Raw genomic sequence first — 15,368 nt, forward strand, 5'->3', positions numbered from 1 at the left:
ATGGTGGGCAGCGCGCTCTACATCAAGGCTTTTTCTTGCGTGGCCCAGTATTGAACACAGGGACTTTGCGCACCGCCTTGACCATCGGCACGTCAGCGGCTGTTTCGCCGCTGTCGACCCATTTGCCCAGGTTACGTTTGCCACCGCCTGACACTTTAGGTTTTTTCGGCTTCTTCGGTTTTTTCAGAATCTGGCCGCTGGCGTCGGTGGTCGGCACGCGATGCTCCGGCTCGAAATCCTGTTCTTCATGACGCTCCAGGGTCTGGCGGGTCAAGGTTTCGATGGCCGACAGCAGCTCCACTTCGTCGGCGCAGACAAACGAAATCGCTTCGCCAGTCAAACCCGCACGCCCGGTACGACCGATCCGGTGGATGTAATCCTCGGCCACAATCGGCAGGTCGAAGTTGATCACGGTCGGTAAATCGTCGATGTCCAGACCGCGTGCGGCAACGTCGGTAGCGACCAGAATCTGGACCTCGCGGGCCTTGAAACGGTCAAGCGCACGCTGACGGGTTGCCTGCGGTTTGTCACCATGAATACCATCGGCGTTGATGCCCAAGCCTTGCAAGCGCTCGACCAGTTGATCAACACCCACGCGGGTCTTGGCGAATACCAGCACCTGACTCCAGTGCTGTTTTTTCAGCAGATGGATGAACAGTTCGGTCTTGCGCTTTTTGTCTACCGGGATCACCCACTGCTTGACCGAACTCGCCGCGACGTTGCGCGGGCTGACTTCAATGGTCAGCGGGTCGTCGAGCATCTGTCCAGCCAACTGCCGAATCGCATCGGAGAAGGTCGCGGAGAACAGCAAGGTCTGACGACGCTTGGGCAGGGCCGCATAGATATCACGCAGCTCTTCGGAAAAACCGAGGTCGAGCATACGGTCAGCTTCATCGAGAACCAGGATTTGCAATTGATTAAACTTCAGCGCTTTCTGCCGATAGAGATCCAGCAGGCGACCTGGGGTTGCCACCAGTACATCGACCCCGCTGCGCAGCTTCATCATCTGCGGATTGATGCTGACGCCGCCGTACACCGCGTAAGTTTTTAGCGGCAGGTTTTCGTTGTACTGCTCAATGTTTTCATGAACCTGTTCCGCCAGTTCGCGGGTCGGCACCAATATCAGTGCGCGCACCGAGTTGGCCGCCACTTTTGGGCCTTCCATCGTCAGGCGTTGCAGCAACGGCAGGGCAAAGCCTGCGGTCTTGCCGGTGCCGGTCTGGGCGGCGGCCATCAAGTCGCGGCCGGCCAGCACCGGAGGAATCGCCTGTGCCTGCACAGGCGTCGGAGTCTGGTAGCCGAGGGCCGTAACGGCACGCAACAAGGGTTCGATCAGGCCGAGAGTGGCGAATGTCATGGGGATACCGTAGGGAAAATTCAGCGCAAGGCGCGCAGTTTACCCTGTCCGCACCGATCCAGCCTGTTCCTGTTTTTGTTCCGGCTGTTGTTCCAGGGCAGGTTGCTTGCGCCACTGTGGCAAACCGATCAGCACCACCGCGCTGATGATGACTGCCATCGCCATGCACTCTTCGACACCGATGTGTTCACCCGCGAACAAAGTACCCAGCAGCACCGCCACGGCTGGGTTGACGTACGCATAGCTGGTCGCGGCCGCCGGGCGCACGTTTTTCAGCAGGTACATGTACGCGCTGAACGCCACGATCGAGCCGAACACCACCAGGTACGCCAAGGCGCCCCAGCCTGCTGCGCTCGGCATTGTGTGCAGATGCTCACCGCTCAAGGCGCTGCCGATCAACAGCACCACACCGGCGACGATCATTTCCGCCCCGCTGGCGATGGGACCGACTGGCAACGGCAGGCTTTTACTCCAGACCGAACCGAACGCCCAAGAGGCTGCCGCGAAAATCACCAGCGCAGCGCCATACGGGCTGGACTGCAGATTGGACCCCATATTAAGCAGGCCGATACCGATCAAGCCCAGGAAGATTCCGGCCCATTCCAGACGGGTGTTGCGATGCCCCCATAACAGACCAAACAGCAGTGTGAACAAGGGCACAACCGCCACAGACAGGGCCGCGACACTGGACGTCACGCCCAAATGTTCGGCCACCGTGATCCCTCCGTTGCCACAGGCGAGCAGCAAAAAGCCGATCATCCCCGCCGCCTTCCATTGCGTCCAGGTCGGTGCAGGGGTCCCGCGAAAGCGCATGAAGGCATAGAGCAGGCACCCGGCAATCAGAAAGCGCACCCCGGCCATCATCAATGGCGGCCAGGACTCGATGCCGATGCGAATCACCAGGTAGGTCGATCCCCAAATCACATACAAAGCAAAGAAAGCGCCAATCAGGAGCAATGGAAAGCGGCGTGAGTTCGACATACCAGGCTCTTAAGTCAGTTTTTATGATGACTTATCTTATGAAAGTGGCAGCGTAAAAATAAGCAGTAAACCCTGTTTATTCACAGCCAATACTTTTCAAAGAACGGATGTTTGGCTTATAAACAGTACTTTCGAAAGTTGGCCAAAGGTGCGTGATGACCCTGGATAAATACGATCGAGTCTTGCTCGATGCGCTGCTGAAAAACGGTCGCGCTTCTTTTGCGCAATTGGCGCGCCTGGTCAACCTGTCGGCCCCCGCAGTGGCCGAACGCGTGGCCAAGCTGGAGGCCTGCGGCGTCATCACCGGCTATGAGGCGAAAGTGGACATGGCCAAGGTCGGCCTGCCGATTCAATGCGTGATCGAGTTGCGCCTGGCCAGCCATGGTAATCAGCAGGCCTACGATGATCTGGTGCGGATTCCCGAGCTGACCCAATGCCACCGCGTCACGGGGGACCCGTGCGTGATCATGCAGGCGGCTGTCGGTTCGATGCCGGAATTGGAGGACCTGATCAACCGGGTGGCACAGTTCGGTTTCAGCAAAACCTCAATCGTGCTGTCGACAGCGATTGATCGGCGCATGCCGCTGGGCCATCTGGACGGTAACGGGAAAGCCTGAAAGGCCGCGCTTAAAAACCGCGCTGACGCTTCAGGGCTTCGCTGATTTTAGCTGCGGGGACTTTCTGCAAGGTGCACAGGAACTGATGGGACACCCCGGCGATGCCATGAGTCTGCCGCAGTTCATTGGCCAGGTGCGCCGTGAGGTTGGCCGCCATCTCCGCATCGGCCATGGCCCTGTGCGCCTTGCCCGTGTGCGGCAGCTTGGCCCACGTAGTCAGGGTGCCCAGTTTGTGGTTCGGTGCACCCGGCATCAAGCGGCGCGCCAACAGCATCGAACAGGCAAAGCTTTGTTCGCGACTGCGTTGAATGCGCGACAGTTCGTAGTCCCAGAACTTCTGGTCGAATGAGGCGTTATGCGCCACCAGCGGCGTGGTGCCGACAAAATCTGCCACTTCATTCATGACCTGAGTCGCCGACGGTGCCGTGCGCAGCATGCTGTTGCTGATGCCGGTCAGCCCTTCGATAAACGCGGGGATACGCACCCCGGCATTCATCAGACTTTGGTAACGCTCGACAATGCGCCCCTGCTCCATGATCACCACGGCAATCTCGGTGGCCCGACAGCTGTTGTTGGGGGAAATGCCGGTGGTTTCAAAGTCGATGACTGCAATGCGTTCCAAACGTGATCCAACCCGTCAAAAATTTCAAAAACAAAAAAGTCAGTGTTTCAGCCGATCAGTTTTTCAACAGCAGCGCGCCTTCGATCGGCACATAACGGCTGGCGGCGCGAATCAGTGAGTTGGCGGTCAACCCTGGCACGCCATAGGCGATGGCCTCAACCCCGTGTTTGCTGATGATACGCTCAAGCAGCAGATCGAAGTCGCCATCACCCGACGCCAACACCACCTCATCGACATGCGGCGCGGCGTCCATGATATCGATGGTGATACCTACGTCCCAATCGCCCTTGGCCGAGCCGTCGCTGCGCTGGATGTAAGGTTTGAGTTTCACGGTAAAACCCAGATTGCGCAGAATCTGCTGGAACTGCTGCTGTTTGCTGTCACCCCGATCAATGGCGTAGGCATACGCCTCGACAATCTGCCCGCGCTGGCTGATATCGGCCCACAGGGCGGCGTAGTTGAAGTGACAACCATAAGCCTGGCGCACGGTGTAATAGAGGTTCTGTACATCGGCGAACACCGCAATTTTCTTCACCGGAAATCCTCATGGCGCAGGCGTGCGCAAGCTGGCAGCAACGACCCGGGAATTGGGTCGGTGCTCAGTATGCCAGCTTGGGGGATATTTGAAGAGAAGGGGTGTTACCCCTGTAGACGTACTTCAATCAGACGAACGAGTCGTCATCGTCGGAAAACGAACCGCCGTCATCATTGCCGTAGTCGGTATCGGCGAAGCCACCCTGGTCGTTGCCATAGCCACTGTTGTCGGTCACGCGCTGATTGTCGTTACCCCAGTCATTATTGCTGCTGTTGTCATTGGCCTGGCTTGGCTCTTCCTTGATCACCTCGACCACTTCTTGCGGTTGCTGGTTGTTATGGAATAGGCTACTGATGCCTTGTGCCAACATCACACCACCCGCTACACCGGCTGCCGTCTTCAATGCGCCACCGAGAAATCCACTGCCGATAGGCGCGGCAGGTGCTTGTGGTTGAAACTGGCCTTGAGGCGGGGCAGCGTAATTGCCTTGTGGAGCGTTGTATGGTGGTGGGCTTGCCGAAGGTGCTGGTTCGCGCCAGCCACCGGAAGAAGGCTGCGCGGCTGCCGGACGAGGTTGCGAGAACGATTGTGGCTGGGCTTGAGGCTGGGCATCGCGCGAGCCACCAAAGATGCTCGACAGGAAACCGCCGCCGCTTGGCGCCGGAGCCGCCGCCTGAGCTTGCGCTTGTTGCAGTTGGGCCTGCAGTTGCTTGACCTGCTCGGCGAGCTGTTTGCCGTGCTCATCGAGTTGTTTGATCGCCGCTTCTTGCACCAGGATCGCCTGCGCCATGTAGTACGGGGCGGCTGGCTGCTGGTTCAGATGCTCCTTGATCCGTGCTTCAGCCTGGGCATCCCGGGGGGCTGAATCCGCTTCGGCTTGTCTCACTTTCGAGAACAGGCCATCGATCAGGGTTTGTTCTTCGCTGTTCATGGCGACCTCGTTAGATTGCCGTTAAAAAACATCGCCCAGTCAGATTGACCAGACGTAATCAAGATAATGGGGTTGATCGACGCCGTTTCAATAGAGGCTTCAAAAAGTTGCCTCACCCGTGGATAGGTCTCTGGGTAAAGTGCGCGGTTGGCCCGCCATCGGCCATACGCTAAAGTGTGGCACCGCTTTTTGCCTTGCGATCCCGATCAATGAATCCGCTGACCGTTCTACAAGACTCGCTGTATTTTTTTCGGCGCAACCTGACCAGCATCCTGATGCTGTGCCTGCCGCTGGTGGTGGTCGAGGCATTGAGTAAACAAATGCTCAGCAATGCACTGGCCGCTGACGCCTCGCCTGCTTACGAATTACTCGTTGGCCTGCTGTTCTACCCGCTGTATACCGGCGCGCTGATTCTGTTCCTGGACGCCCGCACGCGCAGCGAACAACCGCGTAAACGCGATTTGATGGCCATGGCGTTGCGGCTGTGGCCGACCTTTGCCGTACTGTCGGCCTTGAGCACGCTGCTGATCATGTTTGGCTTGTCGATGTTCGTCATTCCCGGCATCTGGGTGATGGTCAAACTGGTGTTCTCCGAGTACCTGCTGGTCTTGCGCGGGATGACGCCACTGGCGGCCATGCGCGAGAGCATCAAGATGACCCAAGGTCATTTTCTGCGGATCCTGGCCTGCGTGCTGTGCGTCTACGTGCCCTTGTCGGTACTTGAAGGGGTCAGCCTGTTCATCCTGCCAGAACCGCTGAGCATGCCGGTTTCCTTGATCATCGACAGCACCAGCAGCTTTTTGCAGTTATTTACCAGCGTCGTGATGTTCCGCTTGTTCATGCTGATCGACGACGCCCCGGAAAAGGTTTGACCTGCCAAGCCTCTGCCCCTTTGGCAACACCTCAGCTATGCTCAGGCTCATCTTGCAACGCGATTCAGTCATTGAACGTTCTGCGTTCTAAGTTGAGCCGATGACCCGTTTATTGCGCTACATCTTGATTGGCCTGTTGGCGATTGGCTTGATGTGCCTGCTGATCTACAACCTGACCTGGCATCCCGCAGCACGCGAGCTGCTGCAGGCCAGTTGTAAAAACCCGGCACCGGTATTGGTGCCCGGCCAAGCACTGAAAGTCATGACTTGGAATATCCAATACCTGGCCGGCAAGCGTTATGTGTTCTGGTACAACATGGCCGATGGCAGCGGCCCGGATGATCGCCCTACGCAGGAAGACACTGCCTACAACCTCGATGAAGTGGTTCGAGTGATCCGCGATGAACAGCCGGACATTATCCTCCTGCAAGAGGTGAACGACGGCGCCAAAAGCACTCACTACGACAACCAGCTGACGTTGCTGCAAGAGCGGCTCAGTGACCTGTTCCCCTGCAGTTCGGAGGCGTTTTACTGGAAGGCCGACTTCATTCCGAGCCCGCATATCTTTGGCAGCGTCGGGATGAAACTGGCCACCCTGAGTCGCTACGAAATCGAACACGCTGAACGCATCCAGCTACCGCAACCCTCGACCCATCCGATTCAGCGCCAGTTCCAGCCCAAACGCGCCCTGCTCGTGAGTTACCTGCCACTGCGCGATGGCGGACAACTGGCAGTGATCAATACGCACCTGGACACCTTCACTCCGAACGACGACACGCTGCAGCGCCAGATAGAGGCGACCGGCAAACTGCTGGATACATTCGAGAGTCGCGGCACGCCTTGGTTGATCGGGGGCGATTTCAATCTGTTGCCCCTCGGACAATACCAACGGCTGGCCCCGGAACTGCGCAGTGAATACATGCCAGACAGTGCATTGCACAGCCTGTGGGACAAGTACCCGATGATCCCGAGCAACACTGAAGTCGGCGGTGTTGATCGCGGCAAGTGGTTGACCCACTTCCCCAACGACCCGCGCATCAGTGGCCCGGACCGGACCGTGGATTACTTTTTCTACAGCCCGCGACTCAAGCGCATAGACGCTCAGGTGCGCGGGGACGACACCCTGTTGATCTCTGATCACTTCCCGGTGATAGCGCGGTTCCTGCTGCCGATGCTGCCTTAAGACCGCATCGCCCACTTCTCGGGTAGCCCGTGCGGTCGTGCCCAGCAAAGAGTTCGAATAGCTTCCTGTTAACCGGGCACCAGGAAATGTTCGTAGCCAAGGACAGGCGCCTGCCTTGCCGATCCAGATCTGAGCAGAGCCATCCTCAGAGTTGCCCTATAGCGCCAATGGAGACCAACTCGAAAAATCTATACTTTTCTTTGGCCGCCGCTTTTCTGGCTAGCTGCTCGGCATCAAAACGACTCAACGTATTGGCATCGTGAATGAACAGGCTCTCTTCGCCTTCGAACTCCCGTGTCACCCGAAGGGTAACGCGAAGCCCGGTGGAAGCTCTTTTTTTAGGCTTCGGTACTGCTGCGGGCGGTGAGACCTGTCTTTGCTCTGGTTCCTCTGGTGCAGCCTCGGCTTTGATATCAAGCCCCAAAGCGTTTCGCATTTCTTGCTCAGTCAGTCCTGTATTCATTACGACATCTTTTTGGGGGAGTTAAGTGCCACTTTATAGACACGAGAGGAGATTGACGCAATGCCCTTTGACGGCATTGTGCAACTCTAACTATTACCCATCTTTTCTGCCCCCGTTTCGATGCTGTCATCACGAGGAGATTTAACGTCTACCTCAAGACGATACCCTGCACTTGGCACGGTCTGTATCAACGAACTGGCAAAACCTTCGTCGAGTTTGCAGCGCAAGCGATAAATATGCTTATCGATCACATTGTCGTTAGGGTCAAACTCGTAATCCCAGGCGCTCTCCAGAAGCATGCTGCGGGTCACGATCTCACCGCTGTGGCGCATCAGCTTTTCCAATATCAAGGTTTCCCGATAGGCTAATGCGATGGTACGCCCCTGGCGAGTTGCCTGGCGTGTAGCACAATCAAGATGGAGTTCCCCCGCCCGGAGTATTCGCGAAGGGCCAGGAACCTGACCCCGTGTCCGCAGCAAGGCGTCCACTCGTGCCAGCACTTCAATAAAGGCATAGGGCTTGGCAAGATAGTCATCGCATCCGGCCTGCAGACCTTCGACCCGTTGAGCGGTCGAGGCCAGCGCGCTTAGCATCAGTATCGGCGTGTGCAACTGCCGGCGGCGTAATTCACGCACAAGCGCCAAGCCATCCATTCCCGGCAACTTGCGATCGACGACAAGCACGTCATACAACTCCTCGAGCGCCATCGCCAAGCCTTGTCGGCCTTCTTCGGCGACATCGACGATATGGCCGCTTTCACTCAAGCCGCGTAACAGATAAGCCGACGCGCGAGCATCGTCTTCAATTACCAGGATGCGCACACGCAGCCCTCCGATAGCGAACCTAAACTTTCTTTCATGTTCACGCGACCTGTGCGTTTACTTCGGTTTGGCACACTATGCCACTGAAAGGGTCGAGGGCCAGCGCCACGCCCCATCTGTCCGCCCAACCGAGGCCTGTGCAACGCTCATGACCCATGTTCTAGTCGTCGAGGACGACCCCACCACTGCCCGCGAAATCGAAGCAGCCTTGCAGGATCATGGCTTTGACGTGACCTGCTCCAACAACGGTCGCGACGGCCTGTTAAAAGCCATTGGCGACACGTTCGACATTATCGTCTTGGATCGTATGCTTCCCGGTGCCCTGGATGGACTAGGCATGCTCACCGCCTTGCGCGCATCAGGTGTCGCGACGCCGGTGCTGATTCTCAGTGCGCTGAGCGCACTCGACGAACGGGTTCGCGGCTTGCGTGCTGGCGGTGATGATTACCTGACCAAGCCATTCGAGTTCATCGAGTTGACCGCACGTCTGGATGCCCTGAGCCGACGGCGTATCGCGCAACCGGACCAAGAGCGGGAAAGTCGTCTACGGGTCGCCAATCTTGATCTTGATCTGTTACGTCGCACCGTGCGCCGAGGTGATAGGCAGATAGACCTCTTACCCCGGGAGTATGCCCTGCTTGAATACCTGGTTCAGCATGCAGGCCAAGTGGTGACCCGCACGATGATGTTCGAAGCCGTCTGGAATTACAGCTACGACGAGCGCACCAACGTGATTGAAGTACATATCGGGCGCTTGCGCCGCAAGATCGATGCCGAAGGCGAAGAACAGATGATCCATACCATTCGCGGAGCCGGCTATGTTCTCCGCTCACCTGCGTGAAATACCGCGCACCATCAGCTTTCGTACCGCGCTGATGTTTCTGGCGCTGTTCGGCTGTTCGTTCCTTGCCCTGTTTGGCTACATATATTGGCAGACGACCGGCTATTTGAAGTCAGAAGTTGACGCATCGCTGTACCACCAGATCGACATCCGCAGCCGACAAGCGCCTGCATTGCGACAACAGGAAATCCGTCAGCATACTGAACAGGACACAGAGAGTCGTACCCCACACGCCTTATTCAGCGCCGATGATCAGCTGATAGCGGGTGCGATCCAGACGTTACCCGATTTCAAGCGTTACGACAGACCCTATCAGGTCGTATGGCATAAACAGAACGAACACAGTCGTCCCATTCGCTTCATGGTTCACCAACTGGAAAACGGGCAAAAACTGCTGGTGGCTCAAGACATCTACGATATTCATGAATTCGACGAGCTGTTGATTAATGCGTTGATCTCTGGGGGCGCGCTGCTGTTGGTGGTCGGCCTGCTCGGAGCGATCACTCTTGGCTATTCCGCCAGACGCCGGCTGGACGCCCTTAGTCGTTCGATAGAACGGATCATAGAGGGTGATCTCAGCAAGCGTTTGCCGACTCGCGGTAACCGGGATGACATTGACCGTATAGCCAGCGTCGTCAACGGTATGCTCGATGAACTCGAACGTCTGATGAGTGAAGTCAAAGGTGTCTGTGACGACATCGCCCACGATCTGCGCACTCCACTCACCCGCCTGATCGCCGGACTGGAACGCGCCCAGCGACGCAGCCTGAGCAAGGATGAATATGCGACAGCCATTGACTCGGCCATTGAAGAGGCCATGGGTCTTTTGCAGACATTTCGAGCGCTGCTGCGCATCTCCGAAATTGAAAGCAGTGCCCGACGCAGCAACTTCGCCATGGTCGACCTGAACCGGATCGCGGCAGATGCCACGGAACTGTTCGAGCCGCTGGCCGAAGAGCGAGGCATGACTCTGGAACTGGTTCCCAGCAAAAAACCGGCAAATCTGTCAGGGGATCCTCAGTTGCTGTTCGATGCCGCCTGTAACCTGCTCGACAACGCCATCAAGTTCTCACCCGATGGCGGCCGCGTTCAGGTCATCGTGGTTGCTGACGCGACCCATAGCGGAATCCGCGTCAAAGACAATGGGCCTGGCATTCCGCAGGCTGAGCGCGAAGCCGTGTTCCGCCGACTATACCGTTCCGAGTCCAGCCGCCACATGGCGGGCAATGGACTCGGCTTAAGCATGGTGTCTGCGGTTGCCCGCCTGCATGACATGACATTACAGGTGCAGGACGCGCAGCCGGGGTGCCAGATCGACTTGGTGGGTAAAGCGCTGTCAGTTTGAGAGCGCGGTATCGCCAGCGTCGGTATTCTGGCTGCTGACCACGGTCAGTGGCATGCCCGGACCCATATTGCGCCATCGGCTTCTGCCATGGCGCTGACGGAAACACCCAATCACTCGATCTGCTCGCTCGACAGCACACGTTTTTTGTTCCCGTGGGCAATAGCCTAATAACCTTTTTCAATTTCGTATTGATAAGCCAGTTTCAGGCAACCCTGAACTTGATGCTCACGGTGATCCCCTATCTGCATGGACATCGAACCTATAAAACAATCCTGTCGAAAAGTTTATGCACCGGGGAACAGCCTGAAAGGTTGCCCGCTTTAGAATGAGCGCAAGCCTGAAGCTTATGCCAGTCACCTTCGAACTGGCATTACCTTAACCGTGGAGATTCCCCAATGAAAACCCTTAAAGCTCTTTTGATCGTCAGCCTGATGAGTGCCTCCGTAGCGGCGTTGGCTGAAGGTGGTGGAGACCGCGTAGTAGCACGGATGGACGCCGCTCGTGAGGTCTCAATGACGCACTACCAGCAGGCCAAACATGACCAGGCCGTAGTGATTGCACAGAAAGCGGTCAACCACGATGTTGAACGTTCCAACTAACAATGAACCGCCCATTCATTCAACGGGGTCGCCATGCGCTTGAAGTGTCATGGGATTCAGTGGGCCGCCGTATAGAACCTGAGGTGAATCGAGGACTTGCTCGCCATATGGCGGCAGGACTCGACGTGGTAACGGCGATAGACGTATCGGGCCCCAGGCGTAGTCCAACCGGCCCGGATTGCACGTTCAAATGGACGAGCGTCATCCCGGTTATGCGCGGCAAGACAGAATGGCAGCGCTGAACCATAAGATCAGTTTCATGTCACCACGGAACATCATTCCGTTACCTGAATCATATTCAAAGCGGAGCAGTTTCCGCGATGGCGCGCGTTACGCGAATGATCATCAACGTGTCAAAATCTACAATCCATTTACCCAAGAAACTCTATTAAAGCCCTCTTCACCTGAGCTAACTACTCACGGGGGCTTCATCAACAAACACAGACACTCAGGCGTACTTCTTACATCAGAGAGACTCACTTAATGAATTAACTCTGGTTTGGCTTTGACGGAACGTTGACCTTCCACAGCGTACATTGCGCCCGCCTGTACTTCGCGCTACCGCTTGTTCGTTGCCCCCTAACATAGACCTGGCGTCCGCAGTGGATATAGGTTGATCCGGGGCGAACGGCGGCTTTTTAAAACGCTGTACTTCATAGTTCTAATCCGATTTCAGGAGCACATCCCCCCTATGAGCACCCCTCTCCATCTGAACAAGTTGCCGGAAATAACCCTGGCGTTCTGGGTGATGAAAATCTGTGCCACCACCCTCGGCGAGACCGCTGGCGATTTACTGTCGATGACACTGAATGTGGGGTATGCGATCAGCTCGCTGATTCTGATAAGCGCCTTCCTGATTACACTTGGCTTGCAGCTGTTTTCGAAGAGCTATAAGCCGGTGTTGTACTGGATCGTTATTCTCTCCACCAGTACCGCAGGCACCACCATGTCGGACTTTATGGATCGCACCCTGGGCCTGGGCTATGCGTCCGGCTCGCTGATTCTGATCAGCCTGTTGATCGCGATTTTTGCCGTCTGGCGATTGAGCGAAAAAAGCCTGTCGGTGAACAACATCCACACCACTAAAGGCGAGCTGTTCTATTGGGCGGCCATTCTGATTTCCAACACGCTGGGGACAGCGTTAGGCGATTACCTGGCGGATGACTCCGGCCTGGGCTTTGCCGGCGGCGCACTGCTGATCGGGACGGCAATTGCCGCAGTGGTGTTGGCCAAGTTCTACACGCGGATTTCCACCGTGCTGCTCTTCTGGTTGGCGTTTGTCCTGACCCGACCGTTCGGCGCGACACTCGGTGACTTCCTGACCAAGTCTCATGAAAAAGGTGGTCTGGATTTTGGCACCGTTGGTTCATCGTTAGTACTGGCCGGTGTATTGGTCGTACTGGTGTTCTTCGCCGCCAAGGCCCGCAGCGCCGAAGAAGTGTACGGCTAAACGGTTTATGGAGCAGTGCGAAAATGAAGCCCCGTGTCGAAAAAACGCACAACATAATGTGGTCACTTTTCCAGCACATTTGAGGACGTGTTCGGAGAGCCCCTAGGGCTTACGCGGCTTGATCCGCGCTGTAGCTTCAGCCACCAGAGGGTCTTCGGGCCAGTAGTGTTTCGGGTAACGCCCCTTGAGGTCTTTTTTTACCTCTAGATAGGTGCTGCGCCAGAAGCTGGCCAGGTCCTGAGTCACCTGCACCGGGCGGCGGGCAGGTGACAGCAGGTGCAGTTTGATAATTTGTCGGCCGCCCGCAATGCGCGGGGTTTCAGCCAAGCCGAACAGCTCTTGCAAACGCACCGCCAGAATCGGTGGATGTTCGCTGTAATCCAGACGCACTGAAGAACCGGACGGCACGCTCAGGTGATGCGGCGCCAGCTCATCCAGGCGTTGCGGTAACGGCCACGGCAGCACGTTGTGCAGGATCGACGATAGGTCCAGGTTGGCGAAATGACTGAGGCGCGACACCTTGCCCAGGTAAGGCTGCAACCAGTTCTCCAGGCTCGCGAGCAACGCCGCATCACGCACATCCGGCCATTCGCTATCGGCCTGTTTGTCCAGATCCAGCTGACGCAGCAACGCCACCCGCGCCTGCCATTGGCGCAGCTCGGGGGTCCACGGCAACAGTTCCAGCCCTTTACGCCGAATCAGTGCCAATAACGCCTGGCTGCGGGCGGATTCGTCGAGGCCGGTCAGTGGCTCGCGACTGAGGATCAGTTCGCCCACCTTGCGCTGACGCTCGGCACGGAACACTCCTTCTCGCTCGTCCCACTCCAGATGATCGAGGGCAATCACTTGTTCTGCGAGTACTGAGTCGAACAGTGCCGGATCAAATTCCGCCGCCAGATAAATACGTTCTTCGCGCTGGCCCTGGCGACTACCGAGGTCGGCGACCACCAGCCAGGGTTGTTTCATCAAGGCATCGGCTTCCGCGAACAACGCGGCGCGGCCGTTGGCCAGGCGATATTCAGCGCCACCGGCACGCCGCTGTTGGGCCACGCGATCCGGATAGGCCAGCGCCAGCAAGGCGCCCAACCAGCGTGGGTGATCCGGATCGCTGACCGGGGTGTTCGCCGCTCCGCGCTGCTGCCGCTGCAAAAGACTTCGGTACTGCCGCGCCAGTTGTTTTGCCCGCTGCACCCCGCCTTGAGCGCCACGCGCCGCACGCTCGGTGCCGGCCAGCAAGGTCAGGCGGGAGTGCAGGTCCGCACCGCCGCCACGCAAGATGTCACGCTCGCCGAGCAAGGCCGCGACGTCACAGGCCAGTTCGCCCAGACCCAACGCCTGACCGCGCAACAGTAAATGCGCGATGCGTGGATGCGCGGGCAGCTCAGCCATGGCCTGGCCGTGCCCGGTGAGTTTCCAGTCTTCACCCGATTTCCGGGTCAGCGCGCCCAACCGGCCGAGCAGGTCCTGAGCTTGCGCATAGGCCGCCGCCGGTGGCTGGTCGAGCCACACCAATTGCGCCGGCGTAACGCCCCAGCGCGCCAGTTGCAAGGCAAGCCCTGCCAGATCCGCCTGAAGAATTTCTGCCGTGCCATAGGCGGCCAATTGATCGTGCTGGGCTTCGGACCACAGCCGATAACACACGCCCGGCTCCAGTCGCCCCGCCCGCCCAGCGCGCTGGGTGGCACTGGCGCGGGAGATGCGCTGAGTGTCGAGACGCGTCATGCCGCTGCCGGGATCGAAACGCGGCACGCGCGCCAATCCCGCATCGATCACCACCCGCACCCCATCAATGGTCAGACTGGTCTCGGCGATATTGGTCGCCAGCACCACTTTGCGTGTGCCGCTCGGCGCGGGCTCGATAGCCGCGCGCTGGGCATTCAAGTCCAGCTCGCCGTGCAACGGACACAGCAAAATATCGTGGCGCTCGCCAAGAACCTCGGCCAATTGTTGATTGACCCTACGAATCTCGGCCTGCCCCGGCAGGAACACCAGCACGCTGCCCGACTCATCACCCAGCGCATCGAGTACGGTTTGCACCACCCTAGGCTCGATAAATTCACCGACCTGAAAGGTTCGCCCCCAGCGCATCGCCACCGGAAACATGCGCCCGTCACTGCGGACAACAGGCGCATCGCCCAGCAGACTGGACAGCCGTTCACCTTCCAGCGTCGCCGACATCAACAGAATCTTTAGCGGTTGCTCGTCCCGGAACAGCCCCCGTCCATTCAGACTCAAGGCCAGTGCGAGGTCGGCATCCAGGCTGCGCTCGTGGAACTCATCGAAGATCAGCAGGCCGACGCCTTCCAGCGCCGGATCGTCCTGCAAGCGACGGGTGAGAATACCTTCCGTGACCACTTCGATTCGGGTCGTGGGACCAACTTTGCTTTCCAGGCGGATCCGATAGCCGACGGTTTCACCGACTTTTTCGCCCAACTCCCAGGCCAACCGCTCAGCCGCCGCTCGCGCTGCCAACCGCCGCGGCTCAAGCATCAGGATGGTCTGCCCGGCGAGCCACGGCTCTTGCAACAGCGCCAGGGGCACACGCGTGGTTTTACCGGCACCGGGCGGTGCTTCGAGCACCGCTTCGTGGCGCGCCGCCAGGGCATCGCGCAAGGCAGGCAGGACAGCATCGATTGGCAGAGAAATCATGGCAGCTCCAGAACAGGCTGCCGATTATACGGGGCCGGCGTCATCGCACGAAGGGCGACTGCAATAGTCTTAGCCATGAAGCATTTGCCTTGTATAGTTACC

The 15,368-nt window shown here is 57.9% G+C and carries 15 protein-coding genes; 7 read left to right on the forward strand and 8 right to left on the reverse strand.

Annotation, left to right across the window (positions count from 1 at the left end):
• Nucleotides 1-22 precede the first annotated feature (22 nt).
• Together RHM55_RS11440 and yedA are read right to left on the reverse strand one after the other, a co-directional pair.
• Entirely contained in the window at nucleotides 23-1,357 is a 1,335-nt protein-coding gene (locus RHM55_RS11440) for a DEAD/DEAH box helicase (protein ID WP_322182100.1), read from the reverse strand.
• Nucleotides 1,358-1,396: 39 nt separating this feature from the next.
• Nucleotides 1,397-2,338: a drug/metabolite exporter YedA gene (yedA, locus tag RHM55_RS11445; protein ID WP_322182102.1), complete on the reverse strand. Its 942-nt coding sequence runs from the start codon at nucleotides 2,336-2,338 to the stop codon at nucleotides 1,397-1,399.
• Nucleotides 2,339-2,499: 161 nt separating this feature from the next.
• Here yedA and RHM55_RS11450 point away from each other — a divergent pair, with 161 nt between their 5' ends.
• Nucleotides 2,500-2,955, forward strand: a complete 456-nt coding sequence (locus tag RHM55_RS11450) for an Lrp/AsnC family transcriptional regulator (RefSeq protein ID WP_322182876.1) — start codon at nucleotides 2,500-2,502, stop codon at nucleotides 2,953-2,955.
• A gap of 10 nt (nucleotides 2,956-2,965) precedes the next feature.
• Here RHM55_RS11450 and RHM55_RS11455 read toward each other — a convergent pair whose 3' ends face one another.
• The 3 genes from RHM55_RS11455 to RHM55_RS11465 all read right to left on the reverse strand — a co-directional run bounded on the left by RHM55_RS11455 (nucleotide 2,966) and on the right by RHM55_RS11465 (nucleotide 5,043).
• Entirely contained in the window at nucleotides 2,966-3,577 is a 612-nt protein-coding gene (locus RHM55_RS11455) for a 3'-5' exonuclease (RefSeq protein WP_322182104.1), read from the reverse strand.
• A gap of 55 nt (nucleotides 3,578-3,632) precedes the next feature.
• Nucleotides 3,633-4,112, reverse strand: coding sequence for an NYN domain-containing protein (locus tag RHM55_RS11460; RefSeq protein WP_322182106.1), 480 nt, complete (start codon nucleotides 4,110-4,112; stop codon nucleotides 3,633-3,635).
• A 127-nt stretch (nucleotides 4,113-4,239) separates the two neighbouring features.
• Nucleotides 4,240-5,043: a DUF2076 domain-containing protein gene (locus RHM55_RS11465; protein WP_322182108.1), complete on the reverse strand. Its 804-nt coding sequence runs from the start codon at nucleotides 5,041-5,043 to the stop codon at nucleotides 4,240-4,242.
• 209 nt (nucleotides 5,044-5,252) lie between these two features.
• On the opposite strand from RHM55_RS11465, the gene RHM55_RS11470 reads away from it, so the two are divergent.
• Entirely contained in the window at nucleotides 5,253-5,915 is a 663-nt protein-coding gene (locus RHM55_RS11470) for a YciC family protein (protein WP_322182110.1), read from the forward strand.
• Between the two features lie 100 nt (nucleotides 5,916-6,015).
• Nucleotides 6,016-7,098 (forward strand): endonuclease/exonuclease/phosphatase family protein, encoded by a 1,083-nt coding sequence (locus tag RHM55_RS11475; protein WP_322182112.1) that lies wholly within the window; start codon nucleotides 6,016-6,018, stop codon nucleotides 7,096-7,098.
• 145 nt (nucleotides 7,099-7,243) lie between these two features.
• Here the strand turns inward: RHM55_RS11475 and RHM55_RS11480 are convergent, their stop codons facing one another.
• Both RHM55_RS11480 and RHM55_RS11485 read right to left on the reverse strand, forming a co-directional pair.
• Complete coding sequence (locus tag RHM55_RS11480; RefSeq protein ID WP_322182114.1) at nucleotides 7,244-7,561, reverse strand: hypothetical protein; 318 nt, start codon at nucleotides 7,559-7,561, stop codon at nucleotides 7,244-7,246.
• Nucleotides 7,562-7,647: 86 nt separating this feature from the next.
• Nucleotides 7,648-8,382 (reverse strand): response regulator transcription factor, encoded by a 735-nt coding sequence (locus tag RHM55_RS11485; protein WP_322182116.1) that lies wholly within the window; start codon nucleotides 8,380-8,382, stop codon nucleotides 7,648-7,650.
• 148 nt (nucleotides 8,383-8,530) lie between these two features.
• On the opposite strand from RHM55_RS11485, the gene RHM55_RS11490 reads away from it, so the two are divergent.
• From RHM55_RS11490 to RHM55_RS11505, 4 genes are all read left to right on the forward strand, one after another.
• On the forward strand, nucleotides 8,531-9,223 hold the full coding sequence (locus RHM55_RS11490; protein ID WP_322182118.1) for a response regulator transcription factor: 693 nt from the start codon (nucleotides 8,531-8,533) through the stop codon (nucleotides 9,221-9,223).
• Nucleotides 9,201-10,568: a sensor histidine kinase gene (locus RHM55_RS11495; protein WP_322182120.1), complete on the forward strand. Its 1,368-nt coding sequence runs from the start codon at nucleotides 9,201-9,203 to the stop codon at nucleotides 10,566-10,568. The genes RHM55_RS11490 and RHM55_RS11495 overlap by 23 nt, the downstream gene beginning before the upstream one ends.
• Before the next feature lie 395 nt (nucleotides 10,569-10,963).
• On the forward strand, nucleotides 10,964-11,167 hold the full coding sequence (locus tag RHM55_RS11500) for a co-regulatory protein PtrA N-terminal domain-containing protein (protein ID WP_322182122.1): 204 nt from the start codon (nucleotides 10,964-10,966) through the stop codon (nucleotides 11,165-11,167).
• A 709-nt stretch (nucleotides 11,168-11,876) separates the two neighbouring features.
• Nucleotides 11,877-12,617, forward strand: coding sequence for a hypothetical protein (locus RHM55_RS11505; protein WP_322182877.1), 741 nt, complete (start codon nucleotides 11,877-11,879; stop codon nucleotides 12,615-12,617).
• Nucleotides 12,618-12,719: 102 nt separating this feature from the next.
• Here the strand turns inward: RHM55_RS11505 and hrpB are convergent, their stop codons facing one another.
• Nucleotides 12,720-15,266, reverse strand: coding sequence for an ATP-dependent helicase HrpB (gene hrpB, locus RHM55_RS11510; protein ID WP_322182124.1), 2,547 nt, complete (start codon nucleotides 15,264-15,266; stop codon nucleotides 12,720-12,722).
• Nucleotides 15,267-15,368 lie beyond the last annotated feature (102 nt).

It is taken from the genome of Pseudomonas sp. MH9.2 (genome assembly GCF_034353875.1).
Lineage (GTDB): Bacteria > Pseudomonadota > Gammaproteobacteria > Pseudomonadales > Pseudomonadaceae > Aquipseudomonas.